This window comes from Stenotrophomonas maltophilia group sp. P373 (assembly GCF_053295075.1).
In genome coordinates, this window is record NZ_CM129994.1 from 1,450,937 (window position 1) to 1,472,624 (window position 21,688).

Sequence of the window (21,688 nt, forward strand, 5' to 3'; positions counted from 1 at the left end):
ATTGAGAAATATTTTTTTTGGAAGAGAATGCTCCCCCATGATCTGTCCTGCAACCACTCCCCCCAGCTTCGGCCTGCTGCTGCGCCAGGTGCGCGACGGCCTGGTCCGCCAACTCGACGCGTCCATGGCTGAAGAAGATCTGGGCATCGGCTTCACCCACTACATCGGGTTGAAGGTGCTTTCGAACATGGCGCCGTGCACCGCCAACGAACTGGCCCAAGCCATCGATCAGGTGCCCAGCGCGGTGACCCGGCTGCTGGACAAGCTCGAAGCGCTGGGCTGTGTCCGCCGCGAACCGCATGCGCAGGACCGGCGGGCATTGCAGATCGTGCTGACCGACGAAGGCCGCGCGCTGTGGGCACGCTTGAAGCTGCGTGGCGACGCGGTGATGGATTACGCCCTGCGTGACCTTTCCGCCGACGAGCGCACGCTGCTGCTGTCCCTCCTTACCCGAATCCGCGATTCACTGACGACCCCATGAACCCGATCCCGCATTCCACTTTCCGCCGGTCCGGGCGCGCGCTGCTGGTGTCAGCGCTGGCCCTGGCCCTGGCCGCCTGCGCCAGCAGTCGTGGCCTCAACCCGCAGGACCACGTGCTTGACCTGGACAGCCTGCACAGCGAACGCACCCTGGCCGACACCGACCTGAGCGCCACCGGCTTCCCGGCGCAGGACTGGTGGAAGGCACTGGGTGATGCGCAGTTGGACGCGCTGGTCGCCGAGGGCCTGGCCGGCCACCCGAGCCTTGACGCCGCCGATGCCCGCCTGCGCCAGGCCCAGGCCCAGGTCGGCACCGCACGTGCCGACGAACTGCCGAGCCTGTCGGTGTCCGGTGGCTACACCGGCCTGCGCCTGCCCGAATCGATGGTCGGCAGCGAGATGGGTGGCCGTTACGGCGGCAGCAGCCAGGTCGCCTTCGACTTCAGTTATGGCGTGGACCTGTGGGGCGGCAAGCGCGCCGCCTGGGAAGCCGCCGTGGACGGTGCGCACGCCGCCACCGTTGAAGCGCAGGCTGCACGCCTGAACCTGTCCACTGGCATCACCCAGGCCTATGCCGACCTGGCCTACGCGTGGCAGCTCAACGACGTGGCCGAGGAAGAGCTGACCCGTTCGCAGAAGTCACTTGAACTGACCCGCCAGCGCCGCAGCGCCGGCATCGACAGTGATCTGCAGGTGCGCCAGGCCGAGGCCCGTGTGCCGGCCGCGCAGCAGCAGGTGCAGGCCGCCCAGCAGCGTATCGACGCCGCCCGCACCGCGCTGGCCGCGCTGGTCGGCAAGGGCCCGGACCGTGGCCTGTCGATCCAGCGCCCGCGGCCGCTGAATCCGGTGGCACTGCAGCTGCCGGGCGTGCTGCCCAGCGAGCTGCTTGGCCGCCGCCCCGACATCGTCGCCGCACGCTGGCGCGTTGAAGCGGCCGACAAGCAGATCAAGGTTGCCAAGACCAAGTTCTACCCGAGCTTCAACCTGACCGCGCTGGCCGGCGTGGTCGCCCCGAATGTGGGCGACCTGCTGAAGAGCAGCTCCACCTTTGCCTATATCGGCCCGGCGCTGAGCCTGCCGATCTTCGAGGGCGGCAAGCTGCGCGCCAACCTGGCCAATACCGATGCGCAGTACGACCTGGCGGTGGCCAACTACAACCAGACCGTGCTCGATGCGCTGCGTGATGTGGCCGACCAGGTCAACGCGGTGCGCTCGCTGGCACAGCAGGCGCAGTCGCAGCAGCAGGCGGTGGACACCGCACGCGCTGCCTTCGACCTGGCCCAGCAGCGCTACCGTGCCGGCATCGGCAGCTACCTGGACGTGCTGACCGCGCAGTCCACCCTGCTGCAGTCGCAGCAGCAGCTGGCCGGCCTGCAGTCGCAGCAGGTGCAGTCCTCGGTGCGCCTGAGCAAGGCGCTGGGCGGTGGTTTCCAACCCACTGACGCCGACCGCGCACCGATCGCCTCCCATTCCGATTCCTCGCATTCCTGAAGATCTCCGACATGAGCCAGACCCAAGACACCGCGGCCCCGGCCGCCCCCAACCGCCGCGGCAACCTGCTGCGCGGCCTGTTCGTGATCGTCGTGCTGCTGCTTGCCGCTTTGGCGCTGTGGTACTTCATGTTCGGCCGTTGGTTCGAAGAGACCGACGATGCCTACGTGCAGGGCAACCAGGTGCAGATCACCCCGCTGGTGGCCGGCACCGTGGTCGCCATCAATGCCGATGACGGCATGCGCGTGGAGCGCGGCCAGCTGCTGGTGCAGCTGGACCCGTCCGACACCGCAGTGGCGCTGCAGCAGGCCGAAGCCAACCTGGCCAAGACCGTGCGCCAGACCCGCGGTCTGTACCGCAGCGTGGAAGGCGCGCAGGCGGACCTGAACGCCCGCCAGGTGACCCTGAAGCGCGTGCGCGAAGACTACGCCCGCCGCAAGGACCTGGCCGCCACCGGCGCCATCTCCAACGAAGAACTGGCCCATGCCCGCGACGAGCTGGCCGCGGCCGAAGCCGCCGTGGCCGGTTCACGCGAGACCGTCGAGCGCAACCGCGCGCTGGTCGACGACACCGTGATCGCCACCCAGCCGGATGTGCAGGCCGCCGCTGCGCAGCTGCGCCAGGCCTTCCTCAACAATGCCCGCGCCGGCATCGTTGCGCCGGTCTCCGGCTACGTCGCCCGTCGTTCGGTGCAGGTCGGCCAGCGCGTGCAGCCGGGCAATGCCCTGATGGCCGTGGTGCCGACCGAGCAGATGTGGGTCGAGGCCAACTTCAAGGAAACCCAGCTGCGCCACATGCGCCTGGGCCAGGAAGTGGAGCTGAAGTCGGACCTGTACGCCGGCGACGTGAAGTACAAGGGTCGCATCCAGAGCCTGGGCCTGGGCACCGGCTCGGCGTTCTCGCTGCTGCCGGCGCAGAACGCCAGCGGCAACTGGATCAAGATCGTGCAGCGCGTACCGGTGCGCATCGCCATCGATGCCAAGCAGCTGGCCGAGCACCCGCTGCGCATCGGCCTGTCGATGAAGGCCGAAGTGAGCCTGCGCGACCAGAAGGGCGAAGTGCTGCCGAGCATCCCGGCCAAGGGCACGGTGTTCGACACCGACGTGTATGCCAAGCAGCTGCATGATGCCGACGAGGTGATCCACACGATCATCCAGGGCAACCTGCCGCAGCAACAGGCGAAGGTGGGCTGAGGTCGCCATGTCCGCACAAGCTCCAGCCGCGCCCGGCGCTCCGGGCGCACCGGCGGCGCCGGCTGCAGCCTCCGGGTTCCTGCCCCCCAGCGTCGCCCTGTGCACCGTCGGCCTGGCGATGGCGTCGTTCATGCAGGTGCTCGACACCACCATCGCCAACGTCTCGCTGCCGACCATCGCCGGCAACCTCGGTGCCAGTTCGCAGCAGGCGACCTGGGTCATCACCTCGTTCGCGGTCAGCACGGCCATCGCGCTGCCGCTGACCGGCTGGCTCAGCCGCCGTTTCGGCGAACGCAAACTGTTCGTCTGGGCCACGCTGGCCTTCGTCATCACCTCGCTGTTGTGCGGCCTTGCGCAGAGCATGGGCATGCTGGTGGTGTCGCGTGCGCTGCAGGGTTTCGTGGCCGGTCCGATGTACCCGATCACACAGTCGCTGCTGGTCTCGATCTACCCGCGCGAGAAACGCGGACAGGCATTGGCGCTGCTGGCGATGATCACGGTGGTGGCGCCGATCTGCGGCCCGATCCTCGGTGGCTGGATCACCGACAACTACAGCTGGGAATGGATCTTCCTGATCAACGTGCCACTGGGCATCTTCGCCGCGCTGGTGGTGGGCAACCAGCTGAAGGGACGCCCGGAGCAGATCGAGAAGCCGAAGATGGACTACGTCGGCCTGATCACGCTGGTGATCGGTGTCGGCGCGCTGCAGCTGGTGCTCGACCTGGGCAACGACGAGGACTGGTTCTCGTCGATGAAGATCGTGGTGCTGGCCTGCGTGGCGGTGGTGACGCTGACGGTGTTCCTGATCTGGGAACTGACCGACAAGGATCCGATCGTCGACCTGAAGCTGTTCCGGCACCGCAACTTCCGTGCCGGCACGCTGGCGATGGTGGTGGCCTATGCGGCGTTCTTCAGCGTGGCGTTGCTGATTCCGCAGTGGCTGCAGCGTGACATGGGCTATACCGCGATCTGGGCAGGCCTGGCGACCGCACCGATCGGCATCCTGCCGGTGATCATGACGCCGTTCGTGGGCAAGTATGCGTCGCGCTTCGATATGCGCATGCTGGCCACCGTGGCGTTCATCGTGCTGTCGATGACCAGCTTCCTGCGCTCGAACTTCAACCTGCAGGTGGACTACATGCACGTGGCCGGCGTGCAGCTGATCATGGGCATTGGCGTGGCGCTGTTCTTCATGCCGGTGCTGCAGATCCTGCTGTCGGACCTGGATGGGCGCGAGATCGCGGCGGGCTCCGGCCTGGCGACGTTCCTGCGCACGCTGGGCGGCAGCTTCGCGGCCTCGCTGACGACGTGGCTGTGGGCGCGGCGTACCCAGGTGCACCATGCCGATCTGACCGAGCACATCTCGGCCTATCAGCCGGGCATGCAGGAGCAGGTCACTGCAATGGGGCAGGGCGACCTGCAACATGGCGCGGCGGTACTGAACAACATGATCAACCACCAGGCATCGCAGATGGGTTTCAACGACATCTTCTTCCTGCTGGGCTGGATCTTCCTGGCGATCATCACCTTCCTTTGGCTGGCCAAGCCGCCGTTCGGCGCAGGCGCAGGTGCGGCGTCCGCGGGCGGTGGGCATTGATCGACCATTGGCGTTGAAACGCACAAAACCCCGCCGCAAGGCGGGGTTTCTGTCTGGTGGATCCACGTCATCGCGTGCCACCCAGCCTCCGGAAACGAAAAAACCCGCTTTCGCGGGTTTGATCATCTTGAGTCGTGGTGCCCAGGAGAGGACTCGAACCTCCACGGTTTTACCCGCTAGTACCTGAAACTAGTGCGTCTACCAATTCCGCCACCTGGGCGACTCAGGAGATGAATTGTGCGGCACGGCAGAGAGTGTGTCAACAACATTTCACACTATTTTCTGCGCTTGCACGCCCAGGTGGTGCAGCAGGCTGCGCATCGCCGGTGACAGCTGCGCCCACTCGGCGAAACAGGCGCACAGGCGGCGTTGCGCCCACGCATCTGCAAGCGGCACCGCCACGGTATGCGTGCTGCGCCGATGCTGGCGCGCAATGGTACGCGGCACGATACCGACACCGATGCCGTGGCCGACCATGATGCAGACGCCCTCGAAGGTCTTCATGCGGATGCGCACGTCCAGTCGGCGACCGATGTCGCGCGCCTGGTCTTCGATGTAGGTCTGCAGTGCATTGCCATCGGCCAGGGCAACGAAGGTCTCGCCGGCAACATCGGTGAAGGCCAAGCTGCGCCGCGATGCGAAGCGGTGATCGGCAGGCAGCAGCATCACCAGTGGATCTTCGGCCACCACATGCTGCTGCAGGCCGGTGGCGTCGACTGCATCACTGATGATGCCGGCCTCGGCCTGGCCAGCGCTGATTGCACGCACGACTTCGGGGCTGGTGCGTTCCAGCAGTTCGACGTGCAGGCGGGGTCGTTCGGCCAACCACGGTGCGAGCCGCGAGGGCAGGTAGTTGGTCAGTGCTGCGGTGTTGGCATACAGATGCAGGGTGCCGCGCGCCCCCTGCGCGAATGCCTGCAGTTCGCCGCGCAGCTGCGCCTGCTGTTGCAGGATCAGGCGTGCATGGTGGGCGAGGGCGGCGCCGGCTTCAGTCAGGCTGACGCCACGTGGATGCCGGTTCAACAGCAGGGTGCCGGCATCGGCTTCGATCGTGCGCAGGCGCTCGCTGGCCGAACCCAGGGCCAGGTTCGCCTGCGTTGCGCCGGCAGTGATGCTCCCGGCCTCGGCGATTGCCAGGAACAGGCGCAGGTCGGCGATGTCCATCCGCATGTGGGTGCCCTCATCGCAGGGCCACCGCCTTCGGATCAGCCGAAGGCAGGGCCGGAAAGACCGCATTGTGCGCCGTTGCTCCGCCCGATCCAATGAAGGCATGGATGAATCGATGTACTTCTACGTGCTGCTGGTGCTGGTGTTCGTATTGGCCGGCGTGGTCAAGGGGGTGACCGGCATGGGGTTGCCGACGGTGGCGATGGGGGTGCTGGGCAGTACGCTGTCGCCGGTGGCAGCAGCGTCGATGCTGTTCATTCCGACCTTCGTCACCAATGTGTGGCAGCTGTTGTCCGGGCCAGCGCTGGGCCCCATCGTGCGGCGCCTGTGGCCGATGATGCTGGCCGTGGTGGTGGTGACGCTGGGTTCGGCAGCGCTGCTGGTACGGGTCGATCGCAGCGGGTCGCGCGTTGCGTTGGGCGTGGCCCTGATGGTCTATGCCGCCTATGCGTTGCTTGCGCCGGTGTTCCGCGTGCCGCAGCGGCGCGAGCGCTGGCTGGGGCCGCTGGTGGGCGCGCTGTCCGGTGTGGTGACCGGCGCCACCGGCGTGTTCGTGATGCCGGCGGTGCCGTACCTGCAATCACTGGGGTTGCAGCGCCAAGAACTGGTGCAGGCGCTCGGGCTGGCGTTCACCGTATCGACGATTGCACTGACCACGGGCCTGGTGCTGCACGGTGCGTTCGGCATCCAGCAGCTGGGCTTGAGTGCACTGGCGGTGGTGCCGGCACTGCTGGGCATGTGGCTGGGGCAGGTGATCCGGCAGCGCATCAGCGCACGGGTGTTTCGGGCGTGCTTCCTTGGCTTCCTGCTGCTGCTCGGCCTGGAACTGGTGCTGCGGCCATTGTTCTGATGCCAAATTCCGGGCATGAAAAAACCCGCTTTCGCGGGTCTTTCTCATTCTCGACGTGGTGCCCAGGAGAGGACTCGAACCTCCACGGTTTTACCCGCTAGTACCTGAAACTAGTGCGTCTACCAATTCCGCCACCTGGGCGTCGAGGAGCGAGATTATGGGGTGTCGTTATGGGGGTGTCAACACCTTTTGCAGCGCCGGGGTCGGATCCCGTTTCGCTTGCGAAAGGGGCTCTGACCCCAGAGCCAGAGCGCCGGATCGCAGGCAAAAAAAATCCCCGCCGAAGCGAGGAGTTTTTTCGTTGGTGCCCAGGAGAGGACTCGAACCTCCACGGTTTTACCCGCTAGTACCTGAAACTAGTGCGTCTACCAATTCCGCCACCTGGGCGTTCCAGAGGCGCAATTGTGAAGATGAATCCGGGAGCTGTCAACGACTTCCTGAAATTATTTCATCCAACGCCTCCAAGGCGGGCGCTGACCCGTTCTGCACGCCGTCAACGGCTACCATGTAGGGCGATGACTACCAAAAAACCAAGCAAGGGCGGGAGCAAGTCCCGCAGCCAAGCCCCGAAGAAGGGCCCGAAGGCGGGCGCAGCCCGCACCACCAAGCCGGGCAAGCCGTTGCCGGGCTGGTTCCCAGAATTGAATGAAGGCGGTGCGCCGCCACGCGGCCGCAAGGTCCGCACCGCTGATGCGGCAGCGCCCGGCCCGGCCCCGGGCCGCAAGCTGCCGCCGACCGGCAAGGTGATCGACGATCCCTACGCCGCCCGCGAAGCCGAGAAATACGAACAGCCCATCGCCAGCCGCGAGGCCATCCTGGCCCTGCTGGAGCGTTGCGAAGGGCCGCAGACCGCCGAGGAACTTGGTGCACGCCTGGGCCTGACCGCACCGGATCGGGCCGAGGCGCTGTCGCGCCGGCTCGGTGCCATGGTCCGTGATGGCCAGCTGGTGCAGAACCGCCGCGGCGGTTTCGCCCCGATCCAGACGTTGAACCTGGTCACCGGCGTGGTGATCGCCAACCCGGAAGGGTTCGGTTTCCTGCGTCCGGTCGAGGGCGGCGACGACCTGTTCCTGCCGCCGTATGAAATGCGCAAGGTGATGCACGGCGACAAGGTGCTCGCCCGCGTGACCGGCATCGATCACCGGGGCCGTCGCGAGGGCAGCATTGCGCGCGTGCTCGAACGCGGCATGACCCGCCTGATCGGCCGCTTCAGCATCGAGATGGGCATCAACTACGTGGTGCCCGATGACAAGCGCGTGCAGCGCAACGTGCAGGTGCCGCCGGACCAGACCGGTGGCGCGCGCGACGGCCAGCTGGTGGTCTGCGAACTGACCCAGGCCCCGGACAGCCGCCGCCCGCCGATCGGCCGCATCATCGCCGTGCTGGGCGACAAGCTGACCGCGTCGCTGGTGGTGGAGACCGCCATCCACGGCCACGAGCTGCCGTTCGAGTTCCCGCAGGAGGTGCTGGACGAAGCCGCATCGGTGCCGCTGGTGGTTGAGCCGGCGATGATCGGCGACCGTGTCGACCTGCGCAGCACGCCGCTGGTCACCATCGACGGTGAGGATGCCAAGGACTTCGACGACGCGGTGTACTGCGAGCCGAATGCCGATGGCTTCCGCCTGGTGGTGGCCATTGCCGATGTCTCCAACTACGTGCGCCCCGGTACGCCGCTGGACGAGGAAGCGCAGAAGCGTGCGACTTCGGTGTACTTCCCGGGCTTCGTGGTGCCGATGCTGCCGGAGACGCTGTCCAACGGCATCTGCTCGCTGATGCCGAAAGTCGACCGCATGTGCTTCGTCTGCGACATGCAGATCGACCGCGATGGCCTGGTCACGCATTCGCGCTTCTACGAGGCGGTGATGAATTCGCACGCGCGCCTGACCTACACCCAGGTGTGGAAGGCGGTCGGCGAGGACGATGCCGATACCAAGGCCTGGATGGGCGACCTGCTGCCGCAGGTGCAGCGCCTGCACCAGCTGTACAAGGTGCTGTCCAAGGCACGCGCCAAGCGCGGTGCCATCGAATTCGAAAGCAGCGAAGTGCGCTTCGTGCTGGACAATCGCGGTGAAGTCACCCAGGCTGGCATGCTGGTGCGCAACGACGCGCACAAGCTGATCGAGGAATGCATGATCGCGGCCAACGTGGAGGCGGCGAAATACCTGCTGTCGCGCCACGTGCCGGCGCCGTACCGCATCCACGAGAAGCCGCCGGAAACCAAGTACGCCGACCTGCTGGAATTCCTCAAGGAGTTCAAGCTGAGCCTGCCGCCGTGGTCGAAGGTGCGCCCGGGTGACTACACCAAGCTGCTGAAGAAGATCCGCGACCGCCCCGATGCGACGCTGCTGGAGTCGGTGTTGCTGCGCAGCCAGAGTCTGGCGATCTACAGCCCGGAGAACCACGGCCACTTCGGCTTGGCGCTGGAGGCCTACGCGCACTTCACCTCGCCGATCCGTCGCTATCCCGACCTGCTGGTGCACCGCGCGATCAAGCATGCGCTGTCCGGCAAGCCGCTGGACAAGTTCACCTACAACGCCCGCGAGATGGCCGCGCTGGCGCTGCAGTGTTCCGAGCGTGAGCGCCGTGCCGACGAGGCCGAGCGCGAGGTCGACGAGCGTTACCGCGCGGCGTGGATGGAAAAGCACGTGGGCGGCCAGTTCGACGGCGTGATCAGCGGCGTGACCAGCTTCGGCCTGTTCGTGGAACTGGACGAGTCGAAGGTGCAGGGCCTGGTCCACGTGACCCAGCTGCCGCAGGACTATTACAAGTTCGACGCGACCCGCAAGACGCTGACCGGCGAGCGCCGCGGCGGCAGCTACCGGCTGGGCGACCGCGTGCGCATCCTGGTGCTGAAGGCCAGCATGGAAGAGCGGAAGATCGACTTCCGGCTGGTCGAACACAAGGGCGAGGACGAGGGTGACGGCCTGCCGCCGCTGCCTGAGCGGGGCAAGCCGGCCAAGCGCACCAAGAAGCAATATTGAAAGGCGTGCCGACCAACGGTCGGCACCCACCTCACCCGGTAGGTGCCAACCGTTGGTTGGCACGCACCGCTCGTCAGGTAGGTGTCGACCTTGGTCGACACGATCTTCCGGAGGAAAGCAGCAATGCAAGGCCAACCCGAATACAGCGGCGGCTGCCAGTGCGGCGCGATCCGCTTCCACGTGCGTGGTGCGCTGACCGACAGCTCGATCTGCCATTGCCGGATGTGCCAGAAGGCCTTTGGTGCCTTCTACGCGCCCTTGGTGTCGGTGCGCGGCGTGCAGTTCAGCTGGACCCGCGGCCAGCCGCGCTATTTCCAGTCGTCCAACGTGGTGCGGCGTGGCTTCTGCGCCGACTGCGGCACGCCATTGACCTACGAAGCGCCCGATGGCGTGGCGGTGGCTGCCGGCGCGTTCGACGAAGCCGAACGCCTGCCTCCGACGATCCAGTACGGGGTCGAGCGCAAGCTGCCCTTCGTCGACGGCCTGGCCAGCCTGCCCGTACGGCGTACCGAGGAGGACATCGCGGCCCTGGACTTCCTGGCCACGATCGTGTCCCACCAGCACCCCGACCACGACACGCCGCACTGGCCACCGCGCAGCCGGTGACGCACCTGTAGCGCCATCTCCACGCTGTCGCCGCAGGCTGAACCCAGGACAGCCGAGCGCAGGCTCGGCTGTACAGGGAGGCGGGGCGCGGCAGCGCCCGGACCGCCGATGCTCTACCATAGCCACCCCCTTTCCGGTCCCCGCCCGCATGAGCAAGAACAGCCAGTGGATCGTCGGCGTCAACGCCGTCGCCTCCTCCATCGAGAACGACGCCGAGAACGTCCGCGAAGTGCTGGTCGAGGCCGGAGCGAAGAACCCGCGCCTGACCGAGATCGAGGAAAACGCCCGCCGCAAGGGCATCGAAGTGCGCAAGGTGAACAGCCAGGCGCTGGACGGTGTGGGCGGCTCGGTGCGCCACCAGGGCGTGGCCGCGCGCTATGCCGCCGCCCGCACCTACAGCGAGAACGAGCTGGAAGGCCTGGTCACTGCGGCCGAGGGCAAGGCGCTGCTGCTGGTGCTGGACGAGGTGCAGGACCCGCACAACCTGGGCGCCTGCCTGCGCTCGGCCGCTGCGGCCGGTGCGACTGCAGTGATCATCCCCAAGGACAAGTCGGCCACGGTCAACGCCACCGTGCGCAAGACCTCGGCCGGCGCCGCCGACCTCATCCCGGTGGTGGCGGTAACCAACCTGTCGCGTTGCCTGAAGGACCTGCAGAAGCAGGGCGTGTGGATCTACGGTCTGGCCGGTGAGGCCACCGCGTCGCTGTACCAGCTGGACCTGAAGGGCAACATCGCGCTGGTGCTGGGCGGTGAGGCCGATGGCCTGCGCCGCCTGACCCGCGAGAACTGCGATGGCCTGGTCAAGATCCCGATGCCGGGCGAGATCGAGAGCCTGAATGTCTCCGTCGCTGCCGGCGTCAGCCTGTTCGAAGCCGTGCGCCAGCGCGGTTGATCCGCCGGCGCGACGTGATCGGGGTCAGATCCCTCTCCGCAGGCGAGGGATCCGCCCCCTTTTCCATGTGCCGTGTCGACCAAGGTCGGCACCTACCGGTAGTCGCCAACCTTGGTTGGCGCTCTTGCCGCCTCAGCCCGCGCTGCCACCCAGTGCCTTGAACAGGGTCACGTCGTTGTTCAGCTGGCCCTGGCGCACGCGCGCCAGCGACAGCTCTGCATCGCGCCGGGTCTGCTGCGCTTCCAGCCAGGTGCGCAGATCGGTAGCACCCACGCGATAACGCACTTCCTGCGCGCGCTCCACTTCCACCGCTTCCTCGTACGAAGCCTGCGAGGCAGCGACCTGGCGCGCCAGCTGCTCGCGCGCGGACAGGGCGTTGTCCACTTCCGAGAGCGCGGTGTACAGCGTCTTGCGGAAATTGGTCGCGGCGATCTGATAGCTGGTGCCGGCGATATCGGTATCCAGCTGCGCGCGCTGCAGGTTGAGGAATGGCAGCGAAAGGCCGGCACCCAGCGTGGCCACCGGATTGCGCAGTACATCGCCCAGCGAGGCCGCACTGGAACCGAGGCTGCCGGTCAGGCTCAGCGCCGGGTAGTACTGGGTGGCGGTGACCTTGATGGTCTTCAGGCTGTTGCGCAGGCGGAGTTCTGCCGCACGCAGGTCGGGGCGGCGGCCGAGCAGGTCGGCCGGCAGCCCCTCGACAATGCGCGGGCTGCGTGCGCCCAGCAGGTCCTGAGGTTCGTCCTGCTGGGGCCAGGGCGTGCCGTCCAGCAGCACGGTCAGTGCGTTGCGCACCTCCACCCGCTGCTGTTCCAGCGCGCTCTGCGAGGCGCGCTGCGATTGCAGGTTCTGCAGCGCCTGGCGTACTTCCAGGCGCGATACCGCACCGGCGTCGAAGCGGGCCTGCACCAGTTCGCGGGTGCGCTCCAGCCGCTCCAGGTTGGCCTGGCCGGTGGCGATCGACTGGTTCAGGTAGGCCAGGTTCCAGTACTGGGTGATGGTGTCGCTGATCACCAGCAGGGCGGTATTCTGCCGGTCTTCCTCGCTGGCTTCGGCTTCCCAGCGGGCGATGTCGCGCTGGGTCCGCAGGCGTCCCCACAGATCGACCTCCCAGCCGAGCGAAATGCCGGTGGAGTAGCTGCGGCGCCATTCGTCGGCCTGGTCGGTGGCGCGGCTGGCATTGCCGCTGACGCCCGATGATGAAGGCTGCGGCCACAGCGCGTTGCTGGCCAGGCCGGCCTGCAGGCGCGAACGCTGCACGGCCAGGCCGGCGGCGGCCAGGTCGCTGTTGGCGGCCAGCGCCTGCGCCACCAGGCGGTCCAGGCGTTCATCGCCGAAGCCGGTCCACCAGGTGTCCTGGCGGATGTCGTGGCCCGGTGTGTCCAGGCTGCTGCGCGGGTCGTCGGCCGGTGCGTTGAGGGTGGCATCGCCACGCCCATACTGGGCCGCCACATCGGGATCGGCCACCGGATAGCGGCCGACAGAGGCGCAGCCAGACAGGGCGAGCAGAACGGCACCCGCCAGCAGCCGGCGCGAAGGGGCAGGGAAGGGCAGTCGGGTCATCATCTTCATTCGCGTGACAGGGCCTCCACCGGGTCAAGCTGCGCGGCATTGCGCGCGGGCAGGAAGCCGAACGCCACGCCGATCAGGGTCGAGCAGGCGAAGGCGGTAATGATCGAGGCGGTGGAGAACAGCACCTGGAAGTCGCTGGCGAAGCGGCCGATCATCGAGCCCAGCAGCAGGGCCAGGCCGATGCCGAGCACGCCACCGAGCAGGCAAACCAGCACCGCTTCGATCAGGAACTGCTGGCGGATATCACTTTGTCGTGCACCGACGGCCATGCGCACCCCGATCTCTCGGGTGCGCTCGGTCACCGACACCAGCATGATGTTCATCACGCCGATGCCGCCGACCAGCAGCGCGATGGCGGCGATGGCACCGATCAGCAGGGTCATCGTGCGCGTGGTCTGCTCGATGGTGTCGCGGATCTCCGCGCTGTTGCTGAGGAAGAAATCCTCGGTGCCGTGGCGCATCGTCAGCAGGCGGGTGATCGCTTCCTGAGCGGCATCCATCGGTGTGTTGTCGTCCACGCGCACGGTGATGCTGGAGACATGGCTCTGGCCGAGCATGCGCGACATCACCGTGGTGTAGGGCACCCAGACGCTGAGGCTGGTGCTGCCACCGAAACCGAAACTCTGGCGCTTGGCCACGCCGACCACGCGTGCCGGCACGTTGCCGAGCAGGATCACCTGGCCGACCGGGTCGACATCGGGGAAGAACTGGGTCTGGGTGTTTTCGTCGATCACCGCTACCTGGCCGAGGCCCCTCACGGCATCGGCATCAAAGAAGCTGCCGCTGAGCAGGGTTACCCCCTTGACCCGGAAGAACTGCTCGCCGACGCCGCTGACCTGGGCGGTCGACGACTGGTTGCGATAACGCGCGGTGACCGAGGTCGATACGCTGGGGGTGGCGCTGTCCACATAGCTCTGCTTTGCCAGTGCATCGGCATCGCTGGCCTTGAGCGTCTGCACCCGGGCCGAGCGCATGTCGCCGAAACCACGGCCGGGATAAACGTCGATGGTGTTGGTGCCGAGCGCGCTGATGTTCTGCAGGATCTGCTGCTGCGAGCCATTGCCCAGCGCCACCACCGAGACCACCGAGGCGATGCCGATGATGATGCCGAGCATGGTCAGGAAGGTGCGCAGGCGATGGGCGTTCATCGCCAGCAGCGCCATCCGGAACGCTTCGGTGAAGCGGTCGCGGGCCGCCCGCCAGCTGTTGCCGTGGGCGACGCCGGTACTGGCTTCGCGCTGGGCGCGGTAACTCGGCGCATCCGGATTGGCGCGGTCGGCAATGATCTCGCCATCGCGGATCTCGATGATGCGCTGTGCGTGCTGGGCCACGCTCATGTCGTGGGTGACGATGATGATGGTGTGGCCTTCGGCATGCAGTTCGCCGAGGATCGCCATCACTTCCTCACCGGATTTCGTATCGAGCGCGCCGGTGGGTTCGTCGGCCAGGATCACCTCGCCGCCGTTCATCAGGGCGCGTGCGATCGACACGCGCTGCTGCTGGCCGCCGGAAAGCTGGCCTGGCTTGTGATGCATGCGGTCGCCCAGGCCCAGCCGCTGCAGCAGTTGCTCGGCACGCGCGTTGCGCACCGGGCCGGGACTGCCGGCATACACCGCCGGCACTTCCACGTTGCCGCGCGCGTCGAGGTCGCCGAGCAGGTGGTAGCGCTGGAAGATGAAACCAAAATGCTCGCGGCGCAGTTCGGCCAGTTCGTCCGGCTCCATCTTTCCGGTTTCGCGGCCGGCCACCTGGTAGCTGCCGCGGGTGGGACGGTCGAGGCAGCCGAGGATGTTCATCAGCGTCGACTTGCCCGAGCCGGACTGGCCGACGATGGCGACCATCTCGCCGGCGTGGATGTCGAGATGGACGTCGCGCAGCACGGCGATCACATCGTCGCCGGCCGGGAATTCACGTCGCAGGTCGCGCAGCCGCAGCAGCGGCGCCGTCGTGCTCATCGGCGCCCCATGCCCGGGCCGCCGACCCGCATCTGCATGCCGCCGCGGTTGCCGCCGCCGGCGCTGGCACCGGCCGCACCGGCTTCGCCGACCACCACGCGCTCGCCTTCCTTCAAGCCGGACAGGATCTCGGCCGAGGCGCCGTTGTTGATGCCGACGGTGACCTTGCGCGGCTGCGGCTGGCCCTTCTCGTCCAGCACCCGCACCATCCGCTCATCGCCACGGCGCTTCGGTCCCAGTGCCACCGCCGGCACCATCAGCACGCCCTTGGCCTGCTTGAGCAGTACCGAGACCTGCGCGGTCATGTCGATACGCAGCGTGCCGTCCGGGTTTTCCACATCAAACAGCGCGTTGTAGTAGACCGCGCTACTGGAGCTGGAGCTGGAGGAGCTGCTGGAGCTGGACGAATTCTCGTTGGCGATCGAGGCCGGCGCCGGATTGATCTGGCGCAGCGTGGCGTGATACTTGCGGTCCGGGTCGCCCAGGGTGGTGAAGTACACCGGCATGCCGGGCTTGATCTTGACCACGTCGGCCTCGGAGATCTCGGCATTGACGGTGACCACGTCCAGCCGCGCCAGCATGACGATGGTCGGTGCGGTCTGGTTGGCGTTCACGGTACGGCCTTCCTCGGCCACCACCGCGACCACGGTGCCGTCCATCGGCGCGGTGATGCGGGTGTAGGCCAGGTTGGCGCGGGCGGTGCCCAGCTCGGTTTCGCGGCCCTTGATCTGCGCCTCGTAGGACTGCAGCTGGGCGCGGGCGGTCTTCAGCTGTGCTTCTGCGGCATCGTATTCCTGGCGCGAGGTGGCTTCGGCGGCCAGCATCTGCTGCTGGCGCGCGAACTCCAGTTCGGCCTGGCGCAGGGTGGCTTGCTGCACCGCGCGCTGGGCGGTGACCTGGTCCAGCGAGGCCTGCGCGTTGAGCACCTGGTTCTGCTGGGTGGTGGCATCGATCTCGGCGATCAGGTCGCCTTCCTTCACGGTGTCGCCCAGCTGTACCTTCAGCGATTTGATCTGGCCCGAGGCCTGCGCGCCGACGCTGACCAGCTTGTAGGCGTCGATCACGCCGGTGGCATCCACCGTTTGTTCGATGTCACCGCGGCTGACCGGCGACGTTGCCACCGCCGGGGCGGCGGGCTTGCGCAGCAGCCACCAGGCGGTCGCGGCGACGATCAGGGCGAGCAGGGCGATCAGCATCAGGCGACTCCGGCGGGTCGCTGGCAGCAGGCGGAACGTCACGTCGTGGCTTCACTCTCGAGGCCGCGAGGGCGGCGTTGGTGGGCATTGTGAAGACCGGGCGATGGACGGCTCAATCCTCGGGGTATGTCTGTATGTAACACTGTCGGTGAACAGGCGTAACCACAGGTATCCCGCCCGCGGGTGGATACACTGGTACGCATTGCCCCGGATGCGGTTCAGCTGCCGACACGGGATGATCGCGACATGGAGACTGAAAACCCGATGCATCGACTGCTGATCGTCGACGACGACAACGACATCCGCACGCTGCTGGCCGAGCAGCTCGGCCGCGCCGGCTACCAGGTGAGCACTGCGGCCGATGGCACCGCCATGCGCCAACTGCTGGACCGCGAGCACGTGGACCTGATCGTGCTGGACCTCAACCTGCCGCGCGAGGATGGTCTGACCCTGTGCCGTGACCTGCGTGCACGTTCGAACACGCCGGTGATCATGCTGACCGCGCGCGCCGAGCCGATCGACCGCGTGCTGGGCCTGGAAATGGGCGCCGACGACTACCTGGCCAAGCCGTTCGAGCCGCGCGAGCTGCTGGCGCGCATCCGCAACGTGCTGCGCCGGACCGAGGCGCTGCCGGCCAACCTGGAACCACTGGCGGTACGCCGCGCGCGTTTCTCGCGCTGGGTATTCGACCTCGAGCATCGCCACCTGGTCGATCCGGATGGCCGCGTGGTGGTGCTGTCCGGCGCCGAGTTCCGCCTGCTGCGGGTGTTCATCGCCCACGCCAACAAGGTGCTGTCGCGCGAGCAGCTGGTCGCGCTCAGCAGTGGCCGCAACTACGAGGCTCAGGACCGAGCGATCGACCTGCAGGTCAGCCGCCTGCGCAACAAGCTGGGCGACGATGGTGGCCCGGATGGACTGATCAAGACCGTGCGCAACGAAGGCTACGTGCTGGCCTCGTCGGTCAACCTGGAATAAACCGCGATGACGCGCCTGCGCCATTTCCTGTCCTCGATGGTCGGGCGGTTGTTCGTGATCCTGCTGCTGGGCATGGCGGTGGCTGCGATCGGCGCGACCATGCTGGCCACCTCCAAGCGCCAGCAGGAGTTCGAGCGGCAGAACCTGAACCGCATCGCCGACCGCCTGCAGGGCTACGTCAACCTGCTGGACGGCAATCCGGAGCTGCGCGAGCGCCTGCTGGCGATCGGCGGGCCGAGCGTGCGCGCGCTGCAGCCGGGCGCACGCCTGGGGCGTGCCGACACGGCGCTGATGGAAGTGCTGGAAGACCGCCCCGGGCCGGTGTCGCGCGCGCACGTGCACTTCGCTTCGTTCCGCTCCTGCATTCCCAAACTGCAGGAGCTGCTGCCGCCGCCGCCGCCGGGCCACCGGCGGCCGCCGCGCGAACGCGACCCCGCGTTCATCCCGCCCAAATGCCGCGCGGTGGACGTGACCCTCAACGACGGCACGCTGCTGAAGCTGGCGCTGGACTCGCCGGCGGTGGCGCACAACGGCATCCTCGCCGTGGACCCATGGTTCCTGACCCTGCTGGTGCTGGCGATTGCCGTGCTGGCCTATATCGTCGCGCGCATGGCCAGCGCGCCGCTGCAGGAACTGGCCGCAGCCGCAGAAGACCTTGGCGATGACCTGCAGCGCGACCCGTTGCCACTGCGCGGGCCGCGCGAAGTGCAGCGTGCCGCCGAAGCCTTCAACGCCATGCAGCACCGCCTGCAGCGGCACCTGGCCGAACGCACGCAGATGCTGGCGGCGATCACCCACGACCTGCAGACGCCGCTGACACGGCTGCGCCTGCGCCTGGAGAATGTCAGCGACGAGGCCCTGCGTGAGCGCCTGATCGGCGACCTGGCGGCGATGCAGGCGCTGGTGCGCGAGGGCCTGGAACTGGCGCGCAGCGCCGAGAGTGCCGAGCAGCGCGCCGCACTGGACCTGGATTCGCTGCTGGAGAGCATTGTCGAGGACGCCGCCGAAGGCGGCGGTGATGTGGTCTTCGAAGGGGGCAGTGGTTCGGTGCTGATGTTGCGTCCGTTGGCCATGCACCGGCTGTTCTCCAACCTGGTGGACAACGCGGTGATGTACGCGCAGCGGGCACGGGTGCGGGTTGAGCGCAGCGGCGGTGCGATTACCGTGGTGGTGGCCGATGACGGCCCGGGCCTGGCCGAAGAGCAGCTGGAGGCGGTGTTCGATCCGTTCGTGCGGGTGGAGACCTCGCGTTCGCGCGAAACCGGCGGGGCCGGCCTGGGCCTGACCATCGCGCGCGCCCTGGCCGAGAAGGACGGCGCCCGGTTGTGGCTGCGCAACCGGGCCGAAGGTGGCCTGGAGGCGGTGGTGCAGTGGCCTGACAGTGCCCAGGTGGTGGCGCCCGGCCGCGCCGGCTGAGTCGGCGCGCTGCGGACGGTGACGCTGGGGCCGGGGTTTGGCCTATCATCTGCGCATCTCCCCAGTCTCCCCCCGATGAGCCAGCCCGTTCCTGCCGGCATGCCATTGCACGCTGCCCGGCTGTTCCCGCACGCTGCCGCGTCCTGCAGCCGCACCTGGCCGCCGCCGCTGCGGTGATGGGCGGGCAGGGGGACAAGAGGCGCTGGGTGGAGCGCCGCGCATCAGGATTCAGGCGGGCACTGCGGCAGGGCCTGTTGTGGCTGCTGCTGGCCCTTGCGCTGCCGTTGGCTGCGCAGGAAGGCGCGCCCCCGCTGCGCGACTACGCCATCGATGTATGGACCTCGCGCAACGGCCTGCCGCACAACTCGCTGCGCGACATCGCGCAGACGCCGGAAGGCCATCTCTGGTTCGCCACCTGGGAAGGGCTGGTGCGCTACAACGGCCTGGATTTCACCGTGTTCGACCGCAGCACGCGCCCGGGCCTGCGCGACAACGGCATCGGCGCCCTGTTCGTCGACCGCCAGGGCGGACTGTGGATCAGTGATTCGCGCGGCAACGTCAGCCACCGTGGCAGTGATGGCCAATGGCGGGTGTGGGAGCACCAGGCCGATACGCCGCAGGTGCTGATCCAGTCCATGCAGATGGACAGCCAGGGGCGGCTGTGGCTGCTGTACGAAGGCAAGGGCATCGGCTACCTGACGCCGGACAGCGGCATTGTCTACCAAGCGCCGGCGGCGGACCTGCCGATGGCGATGAGCTTCACCAGGCTGGTGGTCGATGCGCAGGACCGGGTCTGGGTCGGTACGCTGGACGGGCTGGTGCTGCGCGACAACGATGGCGTGCTCAAGCGCGCCCCCGCCGCATGGGGGCTGGGTGCCGGCAGTGGCCTGTCGTGGCCCTACCGTGCGCCGGATGGCGCGTTGTGGATCGTCGCCGGTGAGCGCCTGTACCGGGTGGAGGACGACCAGCTGGTGCTGGTGCACCGCCTGCCGGGCCAGCTGCACATGACCTCGATGCTGCAGGACCGGCACGGTGACCTGTGGCTGGGCACCGAGAACCAGGGCCTGCTGCGCATCTCCGCACATGGCCTGGAGCGACTGCCGGCCGGTCTGAACCTGCCGGGCGGACGCGTGGTCAGCCTGCGCGAGGATGCCGAAGGCAGCATCTGGGTGGGCGCCAACGGCGGGCTCTATCGCCTGCGCGAAACACTGTTCAGCAGCTACACCGAGCGCGATGGGCTCAGTGGCGATTACGTGCGCACGGTATTCGAGGATCGCGATCGCCAGCTGTGGGTCGGCAGCGCCAGCGGGCTTGACATGCGGACCGCGGACGGCCGTTTCCGGGCGATGCCGCTGCACAACCGCGGCGGCAAGGCACCTTCGGTGCTGAGCCTGGCACAGGGGCCGGACGGTGACCTGTGGGTCGGAACCTTCGGCGATGGGGTCTACCGGCTCGGCCGTGACGGCCACCTGCGCCACAACTACGCGGCAGCCGACGGCATGCCGGGTGGCAACATCCGTGCGATCAGCGTTGATTCCCAGGGCGTGGTCTGGGCCGGCACGCAGAAGGGCGTGGTGCGCATCGACGGCGACCATGTGCAGGTCTCGAACGTGCCGGGCATGCCCGGCGGCCTGATCACCGCGCTTGAGCATGACCATCAGGGCAACCTGTGGATCGGCACCATCGAAGGCATCCGCGTGCTGCGCGGCGACCACGTGCAGTCGATCGACCTGGCGCCGCTGGGCGGTGGCCGCAGCGTGTTCGGCTTCCACCAGCTGGGCGACGCGATGTGGATCAGCAGTGATCGTGGCCTGTACCGTTGGCGCAACGGTGCGCTGGCGCGGGTCGGCCTGGAGCAGGGCATGCCGGTGGATGCGGTGTTCCAGCTGGTGCCGGATCGCCTTGGCAATGTGTGGATCAGCAGCAATCGCGGCGTGTTGCGCACCGATATGGCCACCCTCAACGCCGTGGCCGATGGCCGCACGCCGCGGGTGGGGGGGGAGCGTTACAACGAGATCGACGGCATGGCCAATGCACAGGCCAACGGCAGCTCCAGCCCATCGGCGATCCTGCGCCAGGACGGCACGTTCTGGGTGGTCACCGCAGGCGGCCTGAGCACGGTCGACCCGCAGCGCCTGCAGCGTTTCCGCGAGCGGCCATCGCCGCCGGCCGCGATCGAGAGCGTGCAGGTGGATGGCGCGCCGGTGCATTGGGAAGGGCGAGATCGCAACCATATTCCCGGGGGGCGCCGGTTGGCGGTGAGCTATGTCGGCCTGAGCTATCTGATGTCCGACCGGATCCGCTACCGCACGCGGCTGGACGGGCTGGATGCCGGCTGGGTCGAGCGCGGCCCGCAGCGCAGCGTCGAGTTCGTCGGCCTGCCGCCGGGCGACTACACCCTGCATGTGGCGGCCGCCCATCCCGGCGGCAGCTGGGGCCAACAGGAGGCGGTGTGGAGCTTCACCGTGGAACCGTTCTGGTGGCAGCGCCGCAGCGTGCAGGTGCTGGCGGGAATGCTGCTGCTGGCTGGACTTGTGGCGCTGTACCGGCTGCTGCTGCAGCAGCTGAAGGCCAGCAACCTGCGCCTGGCACGGCGGGTGGACGAAGCGACCTTCGACCTGCAGGCCAAGACGGTGCACCTGCAGGCGCTGAACCAGGAAAAGACCGAACTGGCCGAGCGCCTGGCGCGCCAGGCCGAAGCCTTCGAGCGCCAGGCCCGCGAGGATGTGCTGACCGGCCTGGCCAATCGCCGCGCCTTCGACGAAACGTTGGCGCGTGACTTCGCCCGGTCCCAGCGCAGTGGTCATCCGCTGTGCCTGGTGGTGCTCGACATCGATCACTTCAAGGAGGTCAACGACCGCCACAGCCACAGCATCGGCGATGCCGTGCTGGTGCAGGTGGCGTCATTGATCGCAGCGGCCTGCCGCGACTCCGACCTGCCGGCGCGCACCGGCGGCGAAGAGTTCGCGCTGCTGCTCAACGACACCCGCCTGGAGGAAGCCGCACAGCTGTGCGCGCGCCTGCGTGGCCTGTTCCATGACCATCCCGATTGGGCCGGCGTGGCGGGCCTGCGTGTGACCTTCAGTGCGGGCCTGGTAGAGCTGGATGCCGACGACCGCACCCCGGCGCTGCTGTACCAGCGCGCCGACCGCGCGCTGTACCGTGCCAAGAGCGACGGCCGCGATCGCACGAGTATTGGTTGATCGCATCCACGCATGGCGTGGATCTACTGGTGTTGTCGTACCACCCGGGGGTGCCGACCAACGGTCGGCACCCACCAGAGAAGTGACCCAGTAAGCGGCAGCCCCCAACGAGCG

Annotated in this window: 15 protein-coding genes and 3 tRNA genes; 11 read left to right on the forward strand and 7 right to left on the reverse strand. The window is 67.7% G+C overall.

The genetic code is table 11. The annotated features are described in order from the left end of the window. The first annotated feature begins 37 nt into the window (after positions 1-37). The 4 genes from emrR to emrB are packed head-to-tail and all read left to right on the forward strand — an operon-like array spanning position 38 to position 4,761. Entirely contained in the window at positions 38-481 is a 444-nt protein-coding gene (gene emrR / locus ACSYHF_RS06640; protein ID WP_005415875.1) for a multidrug efflux system transcriptional regulator EmrR, read from the forward strand. Further along, on the forward strand, positions 478-1,971 hold the full coding sequence (emrC, locus tag ACSYHF_RS06645) for a multidrug efflux transporter outer membrane subunit EmrC (protein ID WP_329916144.1): 1,494 nt from the start codon (positions 478-480) through the stop codon (positions 1,969-1,971). The genes emrR and emrC overlap by 4 nt, the downstream gene beginning before the upstream one ends. An 11-nt stretch (positions 1,972-1,982) precedes the next feature. Further along, on the forward strand, positions 1,983-3,164 hold the full coding sequence (emrA, locus tag ACSYHF_RS06650; RefSeq protein ID WP_005415877.1) for a multidrug efflux MFS transporter periplasmic adaptor subunit EmrA: 1,182 nt from the start codon (positions 1,983-1,985) through the stop codon (positions 3,162-3,164). A gap of 7 nt (positions 3,165-3,171) precedes the next feature. Further along, the gene (emrB, locus tag ACSYHF_RS06655) at positions 3,172-4,761 is read left to right on the forward strand and encodes a multidrug efflux MFS transporter permease subunit EmrB (RefSeq protein WP_065186080.1); all 1,590 of its coding nucleotides are present in this window, start codon (positions 3,172-3,174) and stop codon (positions 4,759-4,761) included. 135 nt (positions 4,762-4,896) lie between these two features. Here emrB and ACSYHF_RS06660 read toward each other — a convergent pair. Both ACSYHF_RS06660 and ACSYHF_RS06665 read right to left on the reverse strand, forming a co-directional pair. Then, positions 4,897-4,981, reverse strand: a tRNA-Leu gene (locus ACSYHF_RS06660). 50 nt (positions 4,982-5,031) lie between these two features. Beyond that, positions 5,032-5,931 (reverse strand): LysR family transcriptional regulator, encoded by a 900-nt coding sequence (locus tag ACSYHF_RS06665; RefSeq protein WP_447576192.1) that lies wholly within the window; start codon positions 5,929-5,931, stop codon positions 5,032-5,034. Positions 5,932-6,031: 100 nt separating this feature from the next. Here ACSYHF_RS06665 and ACSYHF_RS06670 point away from each other — a divergent pair, with 100 nt between their 5' ends. Then, complete coding sequence (locus tag ACSYHF_RS06670; RefSeq protein WP_005415880.1) at positions 6,032-6,778, forward strand: sulfite exporter TauE/SafE family protein; 747 nt, start codon at positions 6,032-6,034, stop codon at positions 6,776-6,778. Between the two features lie 56 nt (positions 6,779-6,834). Here the strand turns inward: ACSYHF_RS06670 and ACSYHF_RS06675 are convergent. Further along, positions 6,835-6,919: transfer RNA gene (locus tag ACSYHF_RS06675), tRNA-Leu, on the reverse strand. A gap of 161 nt (positions 6,920-7,080) precedes the next feature. After that, a tRNA-Leu gene (locus tag ACSYHF_RS06680) sits at positions 7,081-7,165 on the reverse strand. A gap of 128 nt (positions 7,166-7,293) precedes the next feature. Here ACSYHF_RS06680 and rnr point away from each other — a divergent pair. The 3 genes from rnr (at position 7,294) to rlmB (ending at position 11,257) form a co-directional block, all read left to right on the forward strand. Next, entirely contained in the window at positions 7,294-9,759 is a 2,466-nt protein-coding gene (rnr, locus tag ACSYHF_RS06685; RefSeq protein ID WP_329845664.1) for a ribonuclease R, read from the forward strand. A gap of 123 nt (positions 9,760-9,882) precedes the next feature. Beyond that, positions 9,883-10,365, forward strand: a complete 483-nt coding sequence (locus ACSYHF_RS06690; RefSeq protein ID WP_005415882.1) for a GFA family protein — start codon at positions 9,883-9,885, stop codon at positions 10,363-10,365. Between the two features lie 148 nt (positions 10,366-10,513). Further along, positions 10,514-11,257, forward strand: coding sequence for a 23S rRNA (guanosine(2251)-2'-O)-methyltransferase RlmB (gene rlmB / locus ACSYHF_RS06695; RefSeq protein ID WP_447576193.1), 744 nt, complete (start codon positions 10,514-10,516; stop codon positions 11,255-11,257). A 132-nt stretch (positions 11,258-11,389) separates the two neighbouring features. Here the strand turns inward: rlmB and ACSYHF_RS06700 are convergent, their stop codons facing one another. From ACSYHF_RS06700 to ACSYHF_RS06710, 3 genes are read right to left on the reverse strand one after another with little or no spacing between them, the layout of a single operon-like run. Beyond that, positions 11,390-12,829: an efflux transporter outer membrane subunit gene (locus tag ACSYHF_RS06700; protein ID WP_111127053.1), complete on the reverse strand. Its 1,440-nt coding sequence runs from the start codon at positions 12,827-12,829 to the stop codon at positions 11,390-11,392. Then, positions 12,826-14,784 (reverse strand): MacB family efflux pump subunit, encoded by a 1,959-nt coding sequence (locus ACSYHF_RS06705; RefSeq protein ID WP_447576194.1) that lies wholly within the window; start codon positions 14,782-14,784, stop codon positions 12,826-12,828. The genes ACSYHF_RS06700 and ACSYHF_RS06705 overlap by 4 nt, the downstream gene beginning before the upstream one ends. Further along, the gene (locus tag ACSYHF_RS06710) at positions 14,781-16,022 is read right to left on the reverse strand and encodes an efflux RND transporter periplasmic adaptor subunit (protein WP_032954055.1); all 1,242 of its coding nucleotides are present in this window, start codon (positions 16,020-16,022) and stop codon (positions 14,781-14,783) included. Before ACSYHF_RS06710 ends, ACSYHF_RS06705 begins: the two co-directional genes overlap by 4 nt. 204 nt (positions 16,023-16,226) lie before the next feature. On the opposite strand from ACSYHF_RS06710, the gene ACSYHF_RS06715 reads away from it, so the two are divergent. From ACSYHF_RS06715 to ACSYHF_RS06725, 3 genes are all read left to right on the forward strand, one after another. Beyond that, positions 16,227-16,955, forward strand: coding sequence for a response regulator (locus tag ACSYHF_RS06715; protein WP_005415886.1), 729 nt, complete (start codon positions 16,227-16,229; stop codon positions 16,953-16,955). Between the two features lie 6 nt (positions 16,956-16,961). Next, positions 16,962-18,371 carry an ATP-binding protein gene (locus tag ACSYHF_RS06720; protein WP_329916149.1) on the forward strand — a complete coding sequence of 470 codons (1,410 nt, stop codon included), beginning with the start codon at positions 16,962-16,964 and terminating at the stop codon, positions 18,369-18,371. A 176-nt stretch (positions 18,372-18,547) separates the two neighbouring features. Beyond that, a complete protein-coding gene (locus ACSYHF_RS06725) occupies positions 18,548-21,574 on the forward strand; it encodes a two-component regulator propeller domain-containing protein (RefSeq protein ID WP_447576195.1) in 3,027 nt (1,008 codons plus the stop codon). Positions 21,575-21,688: the final 114 nt, after the last annotated feature.